This is a genomic window from Flavobacteriales bacterium, assembly GCA_016699575.1.
GTDB lineage: Bacteria > Bacteroidota > Bacteroidia > Flavobacteriales_F > PHOS-HE28 > PHOS-HE28.
In genome coordinates this window covers 2434638-2452480 of record CP064979.1, presented here as the reverse complement: position 1 = coordinate 2452480, position 17843 = coordinate 2434638, and the positions used below count along the sequence as shown (strand labels likewise).

Sequence of the window (17843 nt, the reverse complement as noted above, 5' to 3'; positions counted from 1 at the left end):
GACAAATCGTGGGGCGGAAAGTGCGCTATCCTATGATGTCCGAACCCTGGATCGAGCCTGAAAGCCCGGGTCCCGACCTGTCGCACCGGCCGATCGCAGTACATTCGCCCCCGATAGTCAACCATTCACCCCGCCCCGCCAACAGATCAGGGGCACGCGCTGGCAGGTAATCTCTGCCTCGGGGACCAGCGCCCCCAAGGCCGCCGCCACAAGCGCATCTCTCTCAACCATCATGACATTCGACCAACTGGGGCTGAGCCAGCCCTTGCTCGACGCGTTGCGTCACGAAGGCTACACCAAGCCCACCCCCATCCAGGAACAAGCCATCCCGATCCTGTTGCAGGGCCACGACCTGCTCGGCTGCGCACAGACCGGCACAGGGAAAACAGCAGCGTTCGCCCTGCCCATCCTTCAACTGATAAGCGGATCGGCGCCTGCCTCCCAGCCTACAGGCGGAGTGAGCAAGCTGCGCTCCTTCTTCGGCGGGAAACAGACCGCGGAAGTGGCCGTTGCTGCACCGACCGGGCCCCGCAAAGGCAAACAACCGCTCTGCCTCATCCTCACCCCCACACGCGAGCTCGCCATCCAGATCGGAGAGAGTTTCGCCGCCTACGGCCGCAACCTTCAGGTCCGGCACACCGTGATCTTCGGCGGAGTGGGCCAGAAGCCCCAAACGGATGCACTGCACCGCGGGGTGGAAGTGCTGATCGCCACGCCCGGTCGTTTGCTGGACCTCATGGGCCAGGGCTATGTGCACTTGGAGAGCATCGAACTCTTCGTGCTGGACGAAGCCGACCGCATGCTCGACATGGGCTTCATCCACGACGTGAAGCGCGTGATCCAAAAGCTGCCCTCCAAAAGGCAAACGCTGTTCTTCAGCGCCACCATGCCGCCCGACGTTTCCAAGCTGGCGAACACCATCCTCACCAACCCACGGCGGGTTGAAGTGACGCCACAAAGCACCACCGCCGAAAAGGTGCAGCAGCAGGTGTACCATGTGGACAAGGGCCACAAGCGAGCGTTGTTGGTGCACGTCCTGGAGAACCCGGCGCTGCGGAGCGCTTTGGTCTTCACCCGCACGAAGCACGGCGCGAACAAAGTGGCCAAAGACCTGCTGAAGGCCGGTATTACAGCTGAGGCGATCCACGGGAACAAGAGCCAGAACGCCCGGCAAGGTGCGCTGGCGAACTTCAAGAGCGGCAAAACCCGTGTGCTGGTTGCCACGGACATCGCTGCGCGCGGCATCGACATCGATGAACTGGGCCATGTGATCAACTACGAACTGCCCAACGTGCCGGAAACTTACGTGCACCGCATTGGACGCACCGGACGTGCAGGGGCCAGCGGCCTGGCCATCAGCTTCTGCGACACCGGCGAGGAGCGCGACTACCTGCGCGACATCCAAAAGCTCATCGGCATGCAGGTGCCGGTGGTGCGGGACCATCCGTTCGATGGTGCACCGCCTCCTCCACGCGAAGTGGAAGAGCGCGGCCCGCGCCACAACCACCAACGCCCTCGCCAGCAGAGCAGCCATCGCCCCAGCGGTGAGAAGCAGCAGCAGTCGCACGGCAGCCGACAGGGCCAAGGTCAGTCCAGCGCGAACAACAACGGAAGCGGCAATGGGGGCAAGCGGCGCAGCAACCGCTGGCGTGGCCCCCGTGGTCCGCGCCCAGGAGGTGGCCAGGGGCCTTCAGCGAAGGGATAACCGAAGGACTGCGCCGTTACATTGGCGGGAAACTCCTGTGCGCATGATCGGTGTGATGATCGCCATCGGGCTTGGCTTCATCGTTCTGGAACGTATTGTTCCGGACCAGAAACTGCCGCACGTGAAAGGCTGGTGGACGCGCGTCATCATCATCAACCTGCTTCAGCTCGGAGTGCTCTTCCTCGGAAGGGCCACTTGGGACAAATGGCTGCAGGGTGCATCGCTGTTCGACCTCAGCACGCTGGCTCCATGGATCGGTGGGCTCATCGGCTACTTCGTGGTGACGTTCGTGTTCTACTGGTGGCATCGCTGGCGCCATGAAGTGGACTTCCTCTGGAACGCGTTCCACCAAGTGCACCACAGTCCGCAGCGCATCGAAACGATCACGTCGTTCTTCAAGCATCCGCTTGAGATCGTCGCCAACTCCATCATCATCGGCAGCATCAACTTCCTGGTGCTCGGGCTTTCGCTGGAAGCCGCCGGTTGGTGCCTGCTCTACAGCAGTGTTGGCGAGTACATCTACCACATGAACGTGAAGACGCCACAAGCCATGGGCTACTTCTTCCAGCGTCCGGAGATGCACCGCATCCACCACCAACGCGGCAAGCATTTCAACAACTTCAGCGACCTGCCCGTATGGGACATGCTCTTCGGCACCTATGAGAACGCGAAGGAGCAGTATGCACCATGCGGTTTCAAGCCAGAGCGCGAGACACGGCTGGTGGACATGCTCCTGTTCCGCAATGTGAACGGCAAGCGTCGCGATGCGTAAGGCGCTCTACGGCATCGTCATCGTTGTCGGCTTCCTGCGCATAGCGGGGTGGCTGTTGCAGAGCGGTACGGTGAAAGGTCTTGGCGCCATCACGGCCGCGTCCCCGCTCCCCATCGTGTTCACCGAAGTGAAAGGCGTGGAGACGTTCGCAAGCGATGTGTACGTGGTGTACGAGAACAGCAACAACAGCACACTGCGCGTGCGGATCACACCATCTGTTTACAGCAAGCTCAACGGACCCTACAACCGTCGCAACGTGTTCGGTGCTGCCATCGCCTACGGCCCGGTGCTGGACGAGGACCTATGGCGCAGCGTTCTCGGCTATGGGCTTTGCTCCGGTGTGCTGCAACGCGAACTCGGTCTGCCCGACGACATGCGCAGTACACGCTTCGTGCTGCACACGCGCACCGCCGGCAGCGATGATGAATGGACGCTCGATCCCGGCCCATGTCGCTGAAACCGACCTCACCCTACCACTTCACCTTCTTCAGGATCACACTGGGGATCTACCTGCTCGTGCACTTCCTGATGCTGATACCCTCTGCTGAGGAGTTGTGGGGGCCGCATGGGATGATCCCTGAACCGGCGCTGAACTTGACCGGTGGAGTGTTGCCGTTGGCGTGGTTGAACATCGAAGGGGTAGCGACAGGTCTGATCGTCGCGATGGCTGCTTTGGGGTTGGCGCTGCTGCTGGGCTGGCAACGTCCCATCGTATCCGTTCTGCTCTGGCTGGGCTGGGCCTCGCTCTTCGATCGCAACAATCTCATCGGGAACCCGGGCATCCCCTACGTGGGTTGGCTGTTGCTCGTGTGCACTGTGGTACCGCGAGGTGAGCCGCTCAGCCTCGGACCAAGGCGTGAAGAGTGGCACTTGCCGCGCGTGCTGTACGTCGGTGCGTGGTTGTTGATGGCGTTGGGCTACACCATCAGCGGCATCGACAAGTGGATGGCACCGAGCTGGCGCGACGGCACCGCCATTGTCCATTTGTTGGAGAACCCGTTGGCCCGTGATACGTGGTTGCGTGAGTGGATGCTGTCCTGGCCACTTGGGCTGCACCGCGCAATGACGTGGAGCATCCTTGCCATGGAGGTGCTCTTCCTTCCGCTGGCGTTGTTCGCCCGCACCCGGATCATCGCGTGGGGAGGCATGGCGCTCATGCACCTCGGCATCCTGTGCATCGTCGACTTTGCGGACCTTACGATCGGCATGCTGATGATCCACGCCTTCGCGCTGGAAGAGCGCTGGCTGAAGCCGACCGAAGACCGCAGCGGCGTGCTCTATTTCGATGGCGTCTGCGGACTGTGCAACAGCTTCGTCGACCTGTTGTTCGCTGAGGACCGTCACGGCGTTCTTCGCGTTACGCCGCTCCAAGGCACCACAGCACTGGAGCGCCTGCCAGCTGAACTGCGCGGGAGCAACCTGACGACCGTGGTGTACCAGCGGAACGGGAAAACGTGGACCCGCAGCGGAGCCGCATTGCGCGTACTGCGCGATCTCGGCGGCATCTGGAAACTGGCGAGTATTCTGATCCTTGTACCCGCGCCCCTGCGGAACATGGTGTACGACTTCGTTGCGCGCAACCGAATCACGTGGTTCGGGCAGAAGGAAACGTGCCGGATGCCGACGCCAGAAGAGCGGAGCCGGTTCCTCCCCTAGCGCAACTTCTTGTTCTTCGCGTGGCGCTTCTTGTCGCGCTTCGTCCGCTTCTCGAACTTCCGGTCAAAGGCGGATTGAAGGTCTGTGCCGGTCTGGTTGGCCAGGCACAGCACCACGAAGAGCACATCGCTCAGCTCCTCGCCCAGTTCCCCCTTGTCCTTCTTCTTCTTGGACTGTTCCCCATAAGTGCGCGCCATGATGCGGGCCACCTCCCCGACTTCCTCCGTGAGCAGGGCCATGTTGGTCATGGGGTCGAAGTAGCGCACTCCGACAGTGGTGACCCACTCGTGCACACGCTCCTGGAGCACCGCTAGGGGCGCTGAAAGTGACTTGGTCCTGCTCATTCGCGTTGCTTGCTGTCGATGATGATCGTCACTGGTCCGTCGTTGATCAACGCCACCTTCATTCCGGCACCGAACTCCCCGGTGCGTACACCTGAAGTCACCAATTGCTCGAAGCGTTCAATGGCTTCTTCGTAGAGCGGTATGGCCTGTTCTGGGCGCGCAGCGCGGATGTAGCTGGGGCGATTGCCCTTGGCCGTGTTGGCGTGCAATGTGAACTGGCTCACCAACAGCAACTGGCCACCGACTTCGTTGATGTCGCGGTTCATCAGACCGGCCTCATCAGCGAAGATCCGCATGCGCGCGATCTTGCCGCAAAGCCACTCCAGGTCTTCTGTTGTGTCGGCCACCTCGATCCCCAACAAGACCAGGAGACCGTGCCCGATCCGCGAGCGCTCCTCGCCGCTGATGGTCACGCTTGCTTCGCGCACCCGTTGAACAACGGCCCGCATGATCAGTACGCGTGCTTGCCGAAGTAATTCTGTTTCAAGTCGAGCTTCAACGAGTCGGCTTTGCCCCCGACGGCGTCGAGCCAGGTGCCATACATGGCGTTGGGCAACAGGATGAAGTGGTCGCGCAGGGTGTCGTTCATCGCATTCACGCGCGCCTTCCCGAAGTCAGCACCCCTGTCCTTGAACGATTCATCGAAATCGCGGAGTTGATCGCCGCACAGCAGGGCGATGTAGTGCCCGGCCTTTACCTGCGCGCGCCGCACGGTCTTGTCGCTGGTCTTGTCCATGCACAGCACATGACGTTCGTCGGCATCGGGGAAACCGAGGGCCGCAAGGTTCTTGATGGTGGCCGCCTTTTCGTTGTTGTCGCGGTTGCTGATGTAGAACACTTCGCATCCGCGGCTCTTGGCGTACCGGAGGAAGTCGAGCGCACCAGGGGATCCCTTGGCCGAGGCCTTGTCGGTCCACTCAGCCCAGGTCGCGCTGCTGAACGTGCGGCCACGGTTCACGTTCGTCACTTGGTAAGGTGAATTGTCGAGCACGGTTTCGTCGATGTCCACGATGACCGCCGTAGGCAGCACGTGCGGTTTGGCCAGGTTGGCGTCCAGCCGTAAGCGGGCCAGTTCGTAGCACTGCTGGTAGAGGCGGTACACCTCGGCACTGCTGTGCTGGTAGATCACGGCATCGGCATTCTGTTGGCTCAGTGCGAAAGGCACGTAGGGCACTTTGGCGGGCGCATCGGCCACGGGTTTGGTGGAGGTGCAAGCCACGAGCAACAAGGCCGTGGTGAGCATGGTCATTGCGATCTTCTTCATCTTTCGATTGTTCAATCAAGGCGGTACGGACCATCGTCCTCCACGCCGTTCACCATATCGACGTAGCTCCTGTAGCGGCTGGTTGCCACGGCACCTGCTTCCACCGCACGCTTCACCGCGCAGCCCGGTTCGTTCATGTGCTTGCAGTCGTTGAAGCGGCATTCACCCTTCAACTTGAAGAGCTCGGGGAACTGGTCCACGATCTCGTCGGGGGTCATGTCCACAAGACCGAAGCCCTTCACGCCCGGCGTGTCGATGATGAACGTGGGCACATCCGCCTGCAGCTCGAACATCTCGGCGAAGGTGGTGGTGTGCTGTCCCTTGTCGCTGGCTTCGCTGATCTCCTGCGTGTCCAGGTCGAGCGATGGATCAATGGCGTTGACCAGCGTGCTTTTGCCAACACCGCTGTGACCGGCCACCAAGGTCACCTTTCCTTTCAACAGGTCTTTCACCTCCTGCACACCGGTTCCGGTCCTCGCTGATGTCAGTACCACTCTATAGCCAGCCAACTCGTACGCTGCGCGGTACTCTTCCAGCAGGGCTCTTTCATCCTCATCAAGCGCATCCACTTTGTTCAACAGCAGAACGCATGGCACACTGTACGCTTCAGCGGTAACGAGGAACCGATCGATGAAGCCACAGGACGTACGGGGACTTGCCACGGTGGCCATCAGCAACGCCTGGTCGAGGTTGGCCGCAATGACATGCTTGTGATGACTGAGGTTCACGCTACGCCGCACGATGTAATTCTTACGGTCGTGCAGGGCGGTGACCGCACCTACTTCCTCGGCGTTGCGCTGCGGTTCGAACTCCACCCGATCGCCAACGGCGATGGGGTTGGTGCTGGTGTAGCCCTTGATGCGCAGGTTGCCCTTGGCCACGCAATCATGCACGGACCCGTCCTCGGCACGCACGCGGTAGCGGCTGCCGGTTGAGCGCATGACAAGACCTTGGGCCACAGCTGTGGAGCGTAATGGGGCAAATGTGGGCACGCCTGTGCAAAGCGGCCCCATGTGCGTCACCGCACTATAACGGTATCGCGTTGCCGGCGCTGTCCTGGATGCTGAAATCGAGGTACTGGCTGCTGCCCTCAGGCTTCACCTTCACGCTCTTCTTCCATCGCCACCACCACTGGCGCTGCTTGCTCCACAGACCCTTGGTGAGGTAAGCGTGTATGAAGGGGTGCACCACCACGGTGAGCCCGCCCATGTTCTTCTCCCCGTGCAGGTAATGGAGGGCGTGCTCCAGTTCATCAATGATGAGCACCGGGGCTTTCACCTCGCCCGTGCCGTTGCAGGTGGGGCAGTTCTCCGTGGTAACGATCTCCGTTTCGGGGCGCACGCGCTGGCGGGTGATCTCCACCACGCCGAACTTGCTCATGGGAAGCACGTTGTGCTTCGCCTTGTCGTCCTCCATCGCCTCCTTCAAGGTGGCGTGCAGCTTCTTCCTGTTCTCGGGCTCGTAGAGATCGATGAAGTCCACGCAGATGATGCCGCCCATGTCGCGCAGGCGCAACAAACGCGCGACTTCCTTCGCCGCTTCCAAGTTCGTTTCGAGCGCGTTCTGCTCATGGTCCTTCAAGCCGCCCTTGCGACCGCCGCTGTTCACGTCGATGACGTGCATGGCCTCGGTCTTCTCCACGATGAGGTAGGCACCACTGGGCAGCGATACGTGCCTGCCGAAGGCTGCCTTTATCTGCTTGTTGACGCCGAAGTGATCGAAGATGTCGAGCTTGCCTTTGTACGGCTTCACGATGTTCTTCTTCTCCGGAGCATTCACCTCCAGGTACTGCCGCACCTCCTCGGCCACCGTGTCATCGTCCACATGGATGTTGGCGAAATCGGCGCTGACCAGATCGCGGAGCACGGCACTGGTGCGGTCCAGTTCGCCGAGCACCTTTTTGGGCGGCATGGCGCTCTTCAGGTTGCGGAAGAGCACGTCCCAGCGTTGCAGCAGGCTTTTAAGGTCGGCTTCTAGTTCTTCCGCGCCCTTGTGCTCGGCCTGGGTGCGCACGATGACACCGAAGTTCTGCGGCTTGAACTGGTTGATGGTCTGCTTGAGGCGCTTCCGCTCCTCCTCGTCGGTGATACGGCTGCTGATGCTGATCTTCTGGATGAAGGGTACCAGCACCATGTAACGCCCGGCCAGTGTGATCTCGGCACTGAGGCGTGGGCCCTTGGTGCTGATGGGCTCTTTGGCGATCTGCACCAGTAAGCTCTGGCTGGCGCTCACCACATCCTGCAACTTGCCCTCCTTCGGGATGTCGGGGTCCATCTTCCAGCCTTCCAGCATGCTGCTGTTGAGGCTGCCGCTCACCGCTGCCTTGGTGAAGCGGTAACTGTTCTTGAACTGCGGGCCCAGGTCATAGTAGTGGAGGAAGGCGTCCTTCTCGTGCCCCACGTCCACGAAGGCCGCATTGAGGCCAGGGGCCACCTTGCGGATCTTGGCCAGGTAGACGTCGCCAACCGCGAACCCGCGATCGCTCTTTTCGCGATGCAGGCCCGTGAGAAGCTTGTCCTTCACAACGGCGATGGCCGTTTCGGAAGGGCTCGACTTGATGATCAGGTCGATGCTCAAAAGCGCGACGTTATGGTGTGTGACATGTGGACGGCTCCGGCAAGCCGGGCCGCACTGGGGCCGTGGACCCAGCTCATCACCGGGCACTCAACCATCACCGAAGGTCCTACCGGATCTTCTTCTTGTGACGGTTCTTCCGCAGGCGCTTCTTGCGCTTGTGGGTGGCCATCTTGTGACGCTTCCTCTTCTTACCGCAGGGCATGTGTTCTACTTCTTTTCGTTCGTGTTCCCGTTGATGATCGCATCGGCCGCGGCGAGCGCTGCGGCATCCGTCACCATTGTCTTGTACTTGTTGATGGCCTCCGTTGCAGCGGGTGCGTTCCCCATTGCAGCGTGCGCCTTGGCCAAGGCCAGCCACGCATCAGCGCGCGTGGGCTCCAAAGCCGTCACCTTTTCAAAGCGCGCAACGGCCTTGTCCAACTGGCCGCTTTGCACGCTGAACAGGCCGAGCTGCCAGTGCGCTTCCACATTGTTGCTGTCCTCCTGAAGGATGGCGCGCAAGGCCATGATCCCGGCCATCGGGTTCTCGCTCTGAACGAGCACTGCCGCTTCCGCCACGCGCTGGTCGGTGCTCGGGGCTGCACTGTTGCGTTCGCTCATCTCCGGGGCAACACCGGCCGTGTTGGCCTTCGGCGAACGTGGCAGCAGGAACAACGCGGCGCCGACCACTGCGGCCGCACCGATCATCATCCATTGTTTGCCCCCGAGCGCCATCACTACTTGGTTGTCTTGGTCTTCATGCTCTCCACCCAGCTTTCGGCGGGCTTGAAAGCAGGCGCATCGTGCGCCGGAATGATGATGGGCGTGTTCTGCGGCAGGAGACGGCCGGTCTTCTGCGCACGATGCTTCACCAGGAAGCTGCCGAAGCCGCGCATATGCACGTCCTCGCCCTGTTCAAGGCTCGTGCGCACTTGGTCCATGAACGCCTCAACGGTCACGGTTACCACCTCGCGCTCGATGCCGGTGCGCTTGCTGATGAGGGCGATGAGATCGGCCTTTGTCATGACTAGGTCCCCGAAAAGGGGCTGCGAATATAGCCGGACAACCCAAGCCCGCAACCCATCTTTGTGCCTCAATGTCAAGCCGTTCGCACTTGCCAAGTGCAGCACAACCGGGAAACGGTAAGGACAGGGCTTCGTTGCGCTGGTTCACACGGGCCCTTCAGCCATGGTATGCCGCCCACCACCGCGACCTTCCCTGGCGCCGGACCAAAGACCCCTACCGGGTGTGGCTCAGCGAGGTGATTTTGCAGCAGACCCGCGTGGACCAAGGCACCGCCTATTGGGAGCGGTTCGTTAAGCGATGGCCGAACGTGACGGCCCTGTCCAAAGCCAGTGAGGCCGATGTGCTTAAGGAATGGCAAGGGCTTGGTTACTACAGCCGGGCCCGGAACCTGAGGATGGCCGCCCAACAAGTGGTCGATCGGTTTGCTGGTCGTTTCCCTGGAACGCACACCGAACTCCGGACCTTGAAGGGTGTTGGCGACTATACGGCAGCGGCCATCGCCAGCATCTGCTTCGGCGAACCTGAAGCCGTGGTGGACGGCAATGTTTACCGGGTGTTGGCCCGTGTGTTCGGTATCGGCACGCCCATCGATTCGTCCTCCGGCAAGCGCCAATTCCAGGAACTGGCCAACGCACTCATCGATCCCGACCGCCCGGGCGATCACAACCAAGCTGTGATGGAGTTGGGGGCGACGGTCTGCACGCCCAAACAACCGCAGTGCGGGAAGTGCCCGCTTGCGCGCAAGTGCTTGGCCCGAGCAGAGGAACGGATCGCGGCACTGCCGGCGAGGAGCAAGAAGACCGGTGTTCGTACGCGGCACTTCAACTACTTGGTGATACGCACGCACAAGGGACTGCTCATGCGCCAACGCAACGGCAAGGACATCTGGCAGGGGCTCTGGGAACTTCCGATGGTGGAAACCGCTCGGCCAGGGACACCGGCCGTGCTGCGGAAAGCGTTCACAGAACAAAGCTTCGGGGCACCCATCACTGAATTCAAGAAGATGCATGGTCCGGTTGAACATGTCCTTTCCCACCAGCGCATCGTAGCGGTCTTTTGGGAGTGTCCGTTCGCGCTGCGCTGGAAGGCCCTGCAGGATTGGCAAGCCTTCAACCGCAAGCAACTCCTCGCATTGCCCGTGCACCGCTTGATGGAACGGTGGATGTCCGGGCTGTGAAGAAGTGCCGTTGGATCGGATCGGGGGAAGACATTCCTTTGCGGCCCTTCAAACCGACCCATGCCTTACCTCTTCACCTCCGAATCCGTCAGCGAAGGCCACCCCGATAAAGTCGCCGACCAGATCAGCGATGCCCTCATCGACCACTTCCTCGCGTTCGACCCGAGCAGCAAGGTGGCGTGCGAAACGCTGGTGACCACCGGACAGGTGGTGCTCGCAGGAGAGGTGAAAAGCAAAGCTTACCTCGACGTGCAGCAGATCGCCCGGGAGGTGATCGAGCGCATCGGCTACACCAAGAGCGAGTACATGTTCGAGGCGCACAGCTGCGGCGTGCTAAGTGCCATACACGAGCAAAGCCCTGACATCAACCAGGGCGTTGAACGCAAAAAGCCGGAAGAGCAGGGCGCCGGCGACCAAGGCATGATGTTCGGCTACGCCTGCCGCGACACGGACAACTACATGCCGCTGCCGCTCGAGATCAGCCACCTGCTGCTGCGTGAGCTCGCCGCCATCCGCCGCGAGAAGAACAGCGCAATGCCTTATCTGCGGCCCGACGCCAAGAGCCAGGTGACCATCGAGTACAGCGACGACCACAAACCCCTGCGCATCGACGCCATCGTGGTGAGCACCCAGCACGACGACTTCGACAAGGAGGCCCGGATGTTGGCGAAGATCAAGGCCGATGTGATCAGCATCCTGATCCCCCGTGTGATGAAAAAGCTGCCCAAGCGCGTGCAGGCGCTCTTCGGCAAGGACATCGCCTACCACATCAACCCAACCGGCAAGTTCGTGATCGGTGGTCCGCACGGCGACACGGGCCTCACCGGCCGCAAGATCATCGTGGACACGTACGGCGGAAAGGGCGCACACGGCGGCGGCGCCTTCAGCGGAAAAGACCCCAGCAAGGTGGACCGCAGCGCGGCCTATGCAGCCCGCCACGTGGCCAAGCACCTGGTGGCGGCCGGCGTGTGCGACGAAGTGCTGGTGCAGGTGGCCTACGCCATCGGGGTGGCCAAGCCCGTCGGCTTCTATGTGAACACCTACGGGACGAGCAAGGTGCACTTGAGCGATGGTGAGATCGCCCGGAAGATCTCGGCGCTCAAGGAATTCGACATGCGCCCCTACTTCATCGAGCAGCGCTTCGCCCTCCGCACGCCCATCTACAGCGAAACGGCCAGCTACGGGCACATGGGCCGCGAAAGCCGCACGGTGACCAAAACCTTCAACAACGCTGGCCAGAAGGCCACTGTGAAGGTGAAGCTGTTCCCGTGGGAAGAGCTCAATGCCGTGGACGTGGTCAAGAAGGCCTTCAAGCTGTAAGCCCGGCCTTCCGCCTACCTCCTGTCCCGACTTCCGGGAGGGCACCACGGCCCTTCCGTTTGTCGGATCACCGTATCCGGTTACATTCGCACCCCATTTCGCAGACCCCATGTACGCCATTGTCGATATCGCAGGCCAGCAGTTCAAAGTGAAGAAGGACTCCATCGTGAAGGTTCACCGCCTTGACGCTGAGGAAGGCAAAGTGGTGGAACTGGACCAGGTGCTATTGGTGAGCAACGGCACCACGGTGAGCGTTGGCACCCCCACGGTGGAAGGTGCTCGCGTAGCCGCCCAGGTGATGAGCCACGGCAAGGGCGACAAGGTGCTGGTGTTCCACAAGAAGCGCCGCAAGGGCTACCAGAAGCTCAACGGCCACCGCCAGTACCTCACCGAACTGCGCGTGCTGGGCATTCTGGGCAAGGGCGAAAAAGCCCCTGCTGCACTGAAGAAGCCCGCCCCCAAGGCGAAGCCCGTTGAGGAAGTGAAGGAGGCAAAGGCCGAGAAGAAGGCCCCTGCAGCCAAGAAAGCCGCTCCGAAAAAGACCGCAGCCCCCAAGAAGGCAGCAGCCAAGAAGACCGACAAGAAGTAATCCCTCGTCCATGCTCGGATCGACAGTGCCCCTGTCAGCCTGAGCTTGTCGAAGGCCCAAAAGCAAGAAGCCATGGCACACAAGAAAGGTGAAGGCAGTACCCAGAACGGCCGCGAGAGCCACAGCAAACGCCTCGGCGTGAAGATCTACGGCGGCAGCAAAGCCATTGCCGGCAACATCCTCGTCCGCCAGCGCGGCACGAAGCACCACCCCGGCCGCAACGTGGGCATCGGTGTGGACCACACGCTGTACGCCCTCGTGGACGGCACCGTGAAGTTCGAGGTGAAGAAAGGCGAGCGCAGCTACGTGAGCGTGGTGCCCGCCGAAGCCTGAGCACACGACATCTTCGTCACTGGAACCCCTTTCCGCGCTGCGGAGAGGGGTTTTCATTTCATCCAATTCCTGTTAGTGCAGCGCGAGCAACGTCCGGACCGCCCAGCACGAGCCGCCTACCTTCGCCAACCAACCGAACAGTCGTAGACACATGCTGGAGCTGCCGTTCCTGAGGGAGAAGAAAGACGAGGCGATCGCACGCCTGAGCAAGCGCAACATCGATGCGGCAGGTCTCGTTGGCCGTGCGTTGGAGCTCGATGAGCAACGCCGTGCCCTGCAAGCCGAAGCGGACGCCAAGCAGGCCGAAATGAACGAGCTCAGCCGCTCCATCGGCGAACTGATGAAAGGGGGCAAGAAAGCCGAGGCCGAAGCCGCCAAGGCCAAAAGCACCGACCTGAAGGCGTCCATCGCTGCGCTGAAGGAGAAGCAGGAAGCCGCGGAAAAAGCCCAGCACGATCACCTCTGCACCATCCCCAACGCGCCCAACGCCAAGGTGCCCATTGGAAAGACACCGGAGGAGAACACCGTGGTGTTGCAAGAAGGCGCCGTGCCTGAACTGGCCGCTGATGCCAAGCCGCATTGGGAACTCGGCGAGGAATACAAGCTCTTCAGCCTGGACCTTGGTGTGAAACTGACCGGTGCGGGCTTCCCGGTTTACCAAGGCCAAGGTGCCAAACTGCAACGCGCGCTTATCGCCTTCTTCCTGGACCGTGCCACGGCTGCTGGTTACCAAGAGGTCATTCCACCGCACATGGTGAACGCGGCTTCGGCGTTCGCCACCGGCCAACTTCCCGACAAGGAAGGCCAGATGTACCACGCCACCGCCGATGAGCTCTACCTGATCCCCACGGCAGAAGTGCCCATCACGAACCTATACCGCGACGAGATCATCGACGACGACCGCCTGCCGATCAAGAACGTCGGCTACACACCGTGTTTCCGTCGTGAAGCCGGGAGCTACGGTGCACACGTGCGCGGACTCAACCGTGTGCACCAATTCGACAAGGTGGAGATCGTCCGCATTGAAAAGCCGGAGAACAGCTATGCCGTGCTGGAGGAAATGGTGGAGCACGTGAAAGGCCTGCTCCGCGACCTCGAGCTCCCCTATCGTCAACTACTGCTCTGTGGCGGCGACATGGGTTTCAGCAGTGCCATGACCTATGACATGGAGGTGTACGCGGCAGCCCAGAAGCGCTGGTTGGAAGTAAGCTCCATCAGCTGTTTCGAGACCTTCCAGAGCAACCGGCTGAAGCTGCGCTATCGTGGCGAGGACAAGAAGCCGAAACTGCTGCACACGCTCAATGGCAGCGCATTGGCGCTGGCCCGCATTGTGGCGGCCATTCTGGAGAACAACCAAACAGCAGCCGGCATCCGCATCCCGCAAGCGCTGGTGCCTTACACCGGTTTTGAACTGATCACCAAATGAAGCGTACTGCGCTCGGCATCGTTCTCGTTCTCCTGGTCCTCGGAACCTTCAACCAAGGTTGCCGCAGGCCCAACGACCCGCAACGCGTGACCGCCATTGACAGCTTGATCAAAGTGGCCGATTCGCTCGCCCTGCGGCTCGATGCCATCGATACAACGGCCCTTACGATCATGGATTCCACGTTCGAAAAGCAGCGCGACGCGATCGAGGCGCTCTTCAAGGACACGCTCCAGCGCGACACAGCCCTCATAGCTGGCAACTACTACCGGGCCATGAACCGCAGTTTGAACCGCGCGCTGAACGACCGCCGTGGGTACCGTTCGGCCATCGAGGAAAGCCGGAACAAACTCCGCGACCTGCACAAGGACGCCAGCAAAGGCCTGTGGCCCGAGGACCAGGAGCTGGCCTTCTACGAGCAGGAGAAGATCATCCTCGCCGACCTGGCGAAACGCACGGAGATCGTGGAACGTAGTTTGGGGACCGCGCAACGCGAATGGCAGAACGGCCATGCACTGGTGGACACCCTGCTTGCCCGGAAACGCGTCGTTCAACAGCAACCATGAAACGACTGCTCCTCATCGGTTTCGTCCTGCTCCATGCGTGCAGCGCGGCGTTGGCCCAACCGGGCACCGATGAGCAATTGGCCGCCCAGTATTTCCAGCGGGGCGAATACGACAAGGCCATCCTCTACTACGAAAAGCTTTACCGCAAGACGCCCACGCCCTACTTCTACGAGCAGCTCTTCAAGAGCCATGTGAACTTGAAGCAGTACGCCGAGGCCGAGAAGGTGGTGAAGGACCAGTTGAAGCGCGTCGAAGACCCGAAGGTGCTCGTGGACCTGGGAGCCCTGTACCGCATGATGGGCGAAACGGACAAGAGCGCGCAGCAGTACGACAAAGCCCTGAAGTCGTTGACGTCTGATGCGAACCGCGTGCGCCAGGTGGCGAACGCCTTCCAGCGCGAGAACGAATTCGACCGCGCGCTGGATGCCTACACACGGGGCCAGAAGCTCGTGAAGGACGGGACCAACTTCCATTACGAGATCGCCGTTCTCTACGGCGCGAAGGGCGACATCGAAGGCATGGTGCGCGAGTTCATGGAAGTGCTGGCCGTGAACCAGGGCTATATCCAAGCCGTGCAGAACAGCCTCGGGCGGGCCATCGACTTCGAGAAGAAGGACGCGCGCAGCGAAGTGCTGCGTACCGAACTGCTGCGACGCATCCAGCGCAACCCGGACAATGTGATCTTCCAGGAACTGCTCATCTGGATGTACGAGCAGCAGAAGGACCTCTACAGCGCGTTCGTGCAGACGAAGGCGATGGACAAGCGCTTCAACGAGCAAGGTGCCCGCGTGATGGAGCTGGGCACGCTGGCCACCAACAACCGCGATTGGGACATTGCCAGCAAGTGCTTCGACCATGTGCGCAGCCTCGGTGCCGACAAGCCGTTCTACACCTCGGCGCGCATCGGGCTCATCAAAGCGTTGGACGCGAAAGTCACGGACCAAGCGCAGCCTCCCATGGAAGAGCTGCGCCAACTGGAGGAGGAATACGTAACCACGCTCGGCGAGCTGGGCCGCGCCAATGGCACCATCGAACTGATGCGGGGCTTGGGCCGCCTGCGCGCCTATTACCTGGATGACCGCACCGGTGCGGCCGCCATACTGGAGGAAGGCATCAACATCCCCGGCCTCGACCCCAAGGTGCAAGCGCAATTGAAACTGGACCTTGGCGATGTGGAAGTCCTGGAAGGTGACATCTGGGAAGCCTCACTTCTGTACAGCCAAGTTGACCTCGATTACAAGCACGACGCACTGGGCCACGACGCGCGGTTCCGCAATGCCAAAGTGAGCTTCTATGCCGGTGACTTCCTCTGGTGCCAGGCCCAGCTCGACATCCTGAAAGCCAGCACCAGCAAGCTCATCGCCAACGATGCCATGGAGCTTTCGCTGCTCATCACCGACAACCTCGGCGCCGACAGCAACGCCGTGCCGCTCACCTATTACTCAAGGGCCGAGCTGCTCCGGTTCCAGCACAAGTACGACAGCTCGTTGATCGTGCTCGACAGCCTCGATGCGTTGTACCCTATGCACAGCATCGGCGATGAAGTGCTGTTGCAGCGCGCGCACATCGCCACCGCGCAGCACCGGTTCGATTCCGCCGTGGTGCACCTGCAAAAGATCATCGACCTCTACCCCATCGACATCCTCGTGGACAACGCGCTGTTCGAGATGGCCAAGCTGTACGAAGAGCGCCTCAACGACAAGGAGAAGGCGAAGGCACTGTTTGAGAAACTCCTATTCGAGCAACCCGGCAGCATCTTCACCGCTGAAGCCCGCAAACGATACCGCTTCCTGCGCGGCGACCATGATGGCGAGCAGACCGAGGAAGAGAAATTCCTGAACGGCACCGCACCATGATCGTGTACAACGTCACCGTGAGCATCGATGCCGACGCGCACGAAGAATGGTTGCAGTGGATGAAGACCGAGCACATCCCCGATGTCATGTCCACCGGCCTCTTCCTCGACAACCGTATCTGCCGTGTACTGACCGACGATCCCGCAGAGTTCTCCTACGCCATCCAGTACACCTGCGCCGACTTGGCCACCTACGAGATCTACAAGGCCCTGCACGCGCCCGCGTTGCAGCGCAAGCACAGCGAACGCTACGATGGCAAGTTCGCGGCGTTCCGCACGCTGCTCGAAGTGGTGCACACGGCATGAAAGCCCAGCACGGCGGGTTCGCCACGGCGAAGAAGCACTTCGGCCAGCACTTCTTGAAGGAGCCTGCCATCGCGCAACGCATTGCCGAGAGTCTCACGCACCACGGCGGTTACCGGCGCGTGCTGGAAGTAGGTCCGGGCACCGGCGCTTTGACGCAACACCTGCTTCAGCTCACGGACATCGACCTCCGTTGCGTGGAGGTGGATCACGCTGCCGCCGATCAACTGCGCGCAGCACTGCCCGCGGTGGAGGGCAAACTGATCATGGGCGACTTCCTCCGGCTGGACTTGGGCGCCTTGGGCGAGGGTCCCTTCGCCGTCATCGGCAACTTCCCGTACAACATCAGCACGCAGATCGTCTTCAAGGTGCTGGAACATCGCAACGCGTGCACCGAGGTGGTGGGCATGTTCCAGAAGGAGGTCGCCGATAGGTTGTGCGCTGGGCCGGGGTCCAAAACCTACGGCATCACCAGTGTCCTCGCGCAAGCCTTCTACCGCTTGGAGCACCTCTTCAATGTGGAGCCGGGCTCGTTCATCCCGCCGCCGAAAGTCAGAAGCGCGGTGATCCGCATGCAGCGCAACGACGTGGTGCAACTACCCTGCGACGAGCGGCTATTTTTCAGCGTGGTGAAGGCCGCGTTCGGGCAACGCCGCAAGACCCTGCACAACGCGTTGAAGGCCCACGGTGGTTTCACGCACGGTGTGCCGGAGCGGTTCGCGCGGCTGCGTGCGGAGCAATTGGGCGTGGAGGAGTTCTTGGAGTTGACAAAAGCTGCGACTCCGACGGTTGGGGCTTGACGTTGTTGGTGCTCAAGGCAGTATGAAGCGGCCCTGAAGCAGTCGGTCTTTTGTCCGAAGTGATGCGATGTACGCTCCTGGCGCGAAGCCAGTGATCGGAACGAGCACATTCGCACCTGTTGTGACCTGTAGTCGCACAACCCGCCCAGTCGGG

Annotated in this window: 20 protein-coding genes; 13 read left to right on the top strand and 7 right to left on the bottom strand. The window is 61.2% G+C overall.

The features are described from left to right. The first annotated feature begins 232 nt into the window (after positions 1 to 232). The 4 genes from IPJ76_10115 to IPJ76_10100 all read left to right on the top strand — a co-directional run bounded on the left by IPJ76_10115 (position 233) and on the right by IPJ76_10100 (position 4133). A complete protein-coding gene (locus IPJ76_10115) occupies positions 233 to 1705 on the top strand; it encodes a DEAD/DEAH box helicase (GenBank protein QQR84975.1) in 1473 nt (490 codons plus the stop codon). 43 nt (positions 1706 to 1748) lie between these two features. Next, positions 1749 to 2477, top strand: coding sequence for a sterol desaturase family protein (locus IPJ76_10110; protein ID QQR84974.1), 729 nt, complete (start codon positions 1749 to 1751; stop codon positions 2475 to 2477). Continuing rightward, on the top strand, positions 2470 to 2934 hold the full coding sequence (locus IPJ76_10105; protein QQR84973.1) for a hypothetical protein: 465 nt from the start codon (positions 2470 to 2472) through the stop codon (positions 2932 to 2934). Before IPJ76_10110 ends, IPJ76_10105 begins: the two co-directional genes overlap by 8 nt. Before the next feature lie 755 nt (positions 2935 to 3689). Beyond that, a complete protein-coding gene (locus IPJ76_10100; GenBank protein ID QQR88439.1) occupies positions 3690 to 4133 on the top strand; it encodes a DUF393 domain-containing protein in 444 nt (147 codons plus the stop codon). Here IPJ76_10100 and IPJ76_10095 read toward each other — a convergent pair. The 7 genes from IPJ76_10095 to IPJ76_10065 all read right to left on the bottom strand — a co-directional run bounded on the left by IPJ76_10095 (position 4130) and on the right by IPJ76_10065 (position 9322). Next, positions 4130 to 4477 (bottom strand): nucleotide pyrophosphohydrolase, encoded by a 348-nt coding sequence (locus IPJ76_10095; protein QQR84972.1) that lies wholly within the window; start codon positions 4475 to 4477, stop codon positions 4130 to 4132. The two genes, IPJ76_10100 and IPJ76_10095, sit on opposite strands and share 4 nt — an antisense overlap. Further along, positions 4474 to 4926: a D-tyrosyl-tRNA(Tyr) deacylase gene (locus tag IPJ76_10090; GenBank protein ID QQR84971.1), complete on the bottom strand. Its 453-nt coding sequence runs from the start codon at positions 4924 to 4926 to the stop codon at positions 4474 to 4476. The genes IPJ76_10095 and IPJ76_10090 overlap by 4 nt, the downstream gene beginning before the upstream one ends. Before the next feature lie 2 nt (positions 4927 to 4928). Further along, positions 4929 to 5741 carry a 5'-nucleotidase, lipoprotein e(P4) family gene (locus IPJ76_10085; protein QQR84970.1) on the bottom strand — a complete coding sequence of 271 codons (813 nt, stop codon included), beginning with the start codon at positions 5739 to 5741 and terminating at the stop codon, positions 4929 to 4931. 11 nt (positions 5742 to 5752) lie between these two features. Continuing rightward, complete coding sequence (rsgA, locus tag IPJ76_10080) at positions 5753 to 6754, bottom strand: ribosome small subunit-dependent GTPase A (protein ID QQR88438.1); 1002 nt, start codon at positions 6752 to 6754, stop codon at positions 5753 to 5755. Between the two features lie 13 nt (positions 6755 to 6767). Beyond that, the gene (locus IPJ76_10075; protein ID QQR84969.1) at positions 6768 to 8318 is read right to left on the bottom strand and encodes an Rne/Rng family ribonuclease; all 1551 of its coding nucleotides are present in this window, start codon (positions 8316 to 8318) and stop codon (positions 6768 to 6770) included. A gap of 207 nt (positions 8319 to 8525) precedes the next feature. Further along, complete coding sequence (locus IPJ76_10070) at positions 8526 to 9032, bottom strand: tetratricopeptide repeat protein (protein QQR84968.1); 507 nt, start codon at positions 9030 to 9032, stop codon at positions 8526 to 8528. A gap of 2 nt (positions 9033 to 9034) precedes the next feature. Continuing rightward, complete coding sequence (locus tag IPJ76_10065; protein QQR84967.1) at positions 9035 to 9322, bottom strand: HU family DNA-binding protein; 288 nt, start codon at positions 9320 to 9322, stop codon at positions 9035 to 9037. 71 nt (positions 9323 to 9393) lie between these two features. On the opposite strand from IPJ76_10065, the gene mutY reads away from it, so the two are divergent. The 9 genes from mutY to rsmA all read left to right on the top strand — a co-directional run bounded on the left by mutY (position 9394) and on the right by rsmA (position 17689). After that, positions 9394 to 10500: an A/G-specific adenine glycosylase gene (gene mutY, locus IPJ76_10060; protein ID QQR84966.1), complete on the top strand. Its 1107-nt coding sequence runs from the start codon at positions 9394 to 9396 to the stop codon at positions 10498 to 10500. A 60-nt stretch (positions 10501 to 10560) separates the two neighbouring features. After that, positions 10561 to 11820, top strand: coding sequence for a methionine adenosyltransferase (locus tag IPJ76_10055; GenBank protein QQR84965.1), 1260 nt, complete (start codon positions 10561 to 10563; stop codon positions 11818 to 11820). Positions 11821 to 11929: 109 nt separating this feature from the next. Continuing rightward, the gene (gene rplU, locus IPJ76_10050; protein ID QQR84964.1) at positions 11930 to 12409 is read left to right on the top strand and encodes a 50S ribosomal protein L21; all 480 of its coding nucleotides are present in this window, start codon (positions 11930 to 11932) and stop codon (positions 12407 to 12409) included. Between the two features lie 72 nt (positions 12410 to 12481). Continuing rightward, positions 12482 to 12742: a 50S ribosomal protein L27 gene (gene rpmA / locus IPJ76_10045; GenBank protein QQR84963.1), complete on the top strand. Its 261-nt coding sequence runs from the start codon at positions 12482 to 12484 to the stop codon at positions 12740 to 12742. Positions 12743 to 12893: 151 nt separating this feature from the next. Further along, the gene (serS, locus tag IPJ76_10040; protein QQR84962.1) at positions 12894 to 14168 is read left to right on the top strand and encodes a serine--tRNA ligase; all 1275 of its coding nucleotides are present in this window, start codon (positions 12894 to 12896) and stop codon (positions 14166 to 14168) included. Beyond that, positions 14165 to 14731 carry a hypothetical protein gene (locus IPJ76_10035; GenBank protein QQR84961.1) on the top strand — a complete coding sequence of 189 codons (567 nt, stop codon included), beginning with the start codon at positions 14165 to 14167 and terminating at the stop codon, positions 14729 to 14731. The genes serS and IPJ76_10035 overlap by 4 nt, the downstream gene beginning before the upstream one ends. Beyond that, positions 14728 to 16587, top strand: a complete 1860-nt coding sequence (locus tag IPJ76_10030; GenBank protein QQR84960.1) for a tetratricopeptide repeat protein — start codon at positions 14728 to 14730, stop codon at positions 16585 to 16587. The genes IPJ76_10035 and IPJ76_10030 overlap by 4 nt, the downstream gene beginning before the upstream one ends. Beyond that, complete coding sequence (locus tag IPJ76_10025) at positions 16584 to 16892, top strand: DUF4286 family protein (GenBank protein ID QQR84959.1); 309 nt, start codon at positions 16584 to 16586, stop codon at positions 16890 to 16892. The genes IPJ76_10030 and IPJ76_10025 overlap by 4 nt, the downstream gene beginning before the upstream one ends. Further along, positions 16889 to 17689 carry a ribosomal RNA small subunit methyltransferase A gene (rsmA, locus tag IPJ76_10020; GenBank protein ID QQR84958.1) on the top strand — a complete coding sequence of 267 codons (801 nt, stop codon included), beginning with the start codon at positions 16889 to 16891 and terminating at the stop codon, positions 17687 to 17689. The genes IPJ76_10025 and rsmA overlap by 4 nt, the downstream gene beginning before the upstream one ends. Positions 17690 to 17843: the final 154 nt, after the last annotated feature.

What these genes read in the sequence shown, in the direction of transcription:
- IPJ76_10115 (QQR84975.1), top strand. Translation starts at nt 233, where the DNA reads ATGACATTCGACCAACTGGGGCTGAGCCAGCCCTTGCTCGACGCGTTG.
- IPJ76_10110 (QQR84974.1), top strand. Translation starts at nt 1,749, where the DNA reads ATGATCGGTGTGATGATCGCCATCGGGCTTGGCTTCATCGTTCTGGAA.
- IPJ76_10105 (QQR84973.1), top strand. Translation starts at nt 2,470, where the DNA reads ATGCGTAAGGCGCTCTACGGCATCGTCATCGTTGTCGGCTTCCTGCGC.
- IPJ76_10100 (QQR88439.1), top strand. Translation starts at nt 3,690, where the DNA reads ATGATCCACGCCTTCGCGCTGGAAGAGCGCTGGCTGAAGCCGACCGAA.
- IPJ76_10095 (QQR84972.1), bottom strand. Translation starts at nt 4,477, where the DNA reads ATGAGCAGGACCAAGTCACTTTCAGCGCCCCTAGCGGTGCTCCAGGAG.
- IPJ76_10090 (QQR84971.1), bottom strand. Translation starts at nt 4,926, where the DNA reads ATGCGGGCCGTTGTTCAACGGGTGCGCGAAGCAAGCGTGACCATCAGC.
- IPJ76_10085 (QQR84970.1), bottom strand. Translation starts at nt 5,741, where the DNA reads ATGAAGAAGATCGCAATGACCATGCTCACCACGGCCTTGTTGCTCGTG.
- rsgA (QQR88438.1), bottom strand. Translation starts at nt 6,754, where the DNA reads ATGGGGCCGCTTTGCACAGGCGTGCCCACATTTGCCCCATTACGCTCC.
- IPJ76_10070 (QQR84968.1), bottom strand. Translation starts at nt 9,032, where the DNA reads ATGGCGCTCGGGGGCAAACAATGGATGATGATCGGTGCGGCCGCAGTG.
- IPJ76_10065 (QQR84967.1), bottom strand. Translation starts at nt 9,322, where the DNA reads ATGACAAAGGCCGATCTCATCGCCCTCATCAGCAAGCGCACCGGCATC.
- mutY (QQR84966.1), top strand. Translation starts at nt 9,394, where the DNA reads ATGTCAAGCCGTTCGCACTTGCCAAGTGCAGCACAACCGGGAAACGGT.
- IPJ76_10055 (QQR84965.1), top strand. Translation starts at nt 10,561, where the DNA reads ATGCCTTACCTCTTCACCTCCGAATCCGTCAGCGAAGGCCACCCCGAT.
- rplU (QQR84964.1), top strand. Translation starts at nt 11,930, where the DNA reads ATGTACGCCATTGTCGATATCGCAGGCCAGCAGTTCAAAGTGAAGAAG.
- rpmA (QQR84963.1), top strand. Translation starts at nt 12,482, where the DNA reads ATGGCACACAAGAAAGGTGAAGGCAGTACCCAGAACGGCCGCGAGAGC.
- serS (QQR84962.1), top strand. Translation starts at nt 12,894, where the DNA reads ATGCTGGAGCTGCCGTTCCTGAGGGAGAAGAAAGACGAGGCGATCGCA.
- IPJ76_10035 (QQR84961.1), top strand. Translation starts at nt 14,165, where the DNA reads ATGAAGCGTACTGCGCTCGGCATCGTTCTCGTTCTCCTGGTCCTCGGA.
- IPJ76_10030 (QQR84960.1), top strand. Translation starts at nt 14,728, where the DNA reads ATGAAACGACTGCTCCTCATCGGTTTCGTCCTGCTCCATGCGTGCAGC.
- IPJ76_10025 (QQR84959.1), top strand. Translation starts at nt 16,584, where the DNA reads ATGATCGTGTACAACGTCACCGTGAGCATCGATGCCGACGCGCACGAA.
- rsmA (QQR84958.1), top strand. Translation starts at nt 16,889, where the DNA reads ATGAAAGCCCAGCACGGCGGGTTCGCCACGGCGAAGAAGCACTTCGGC.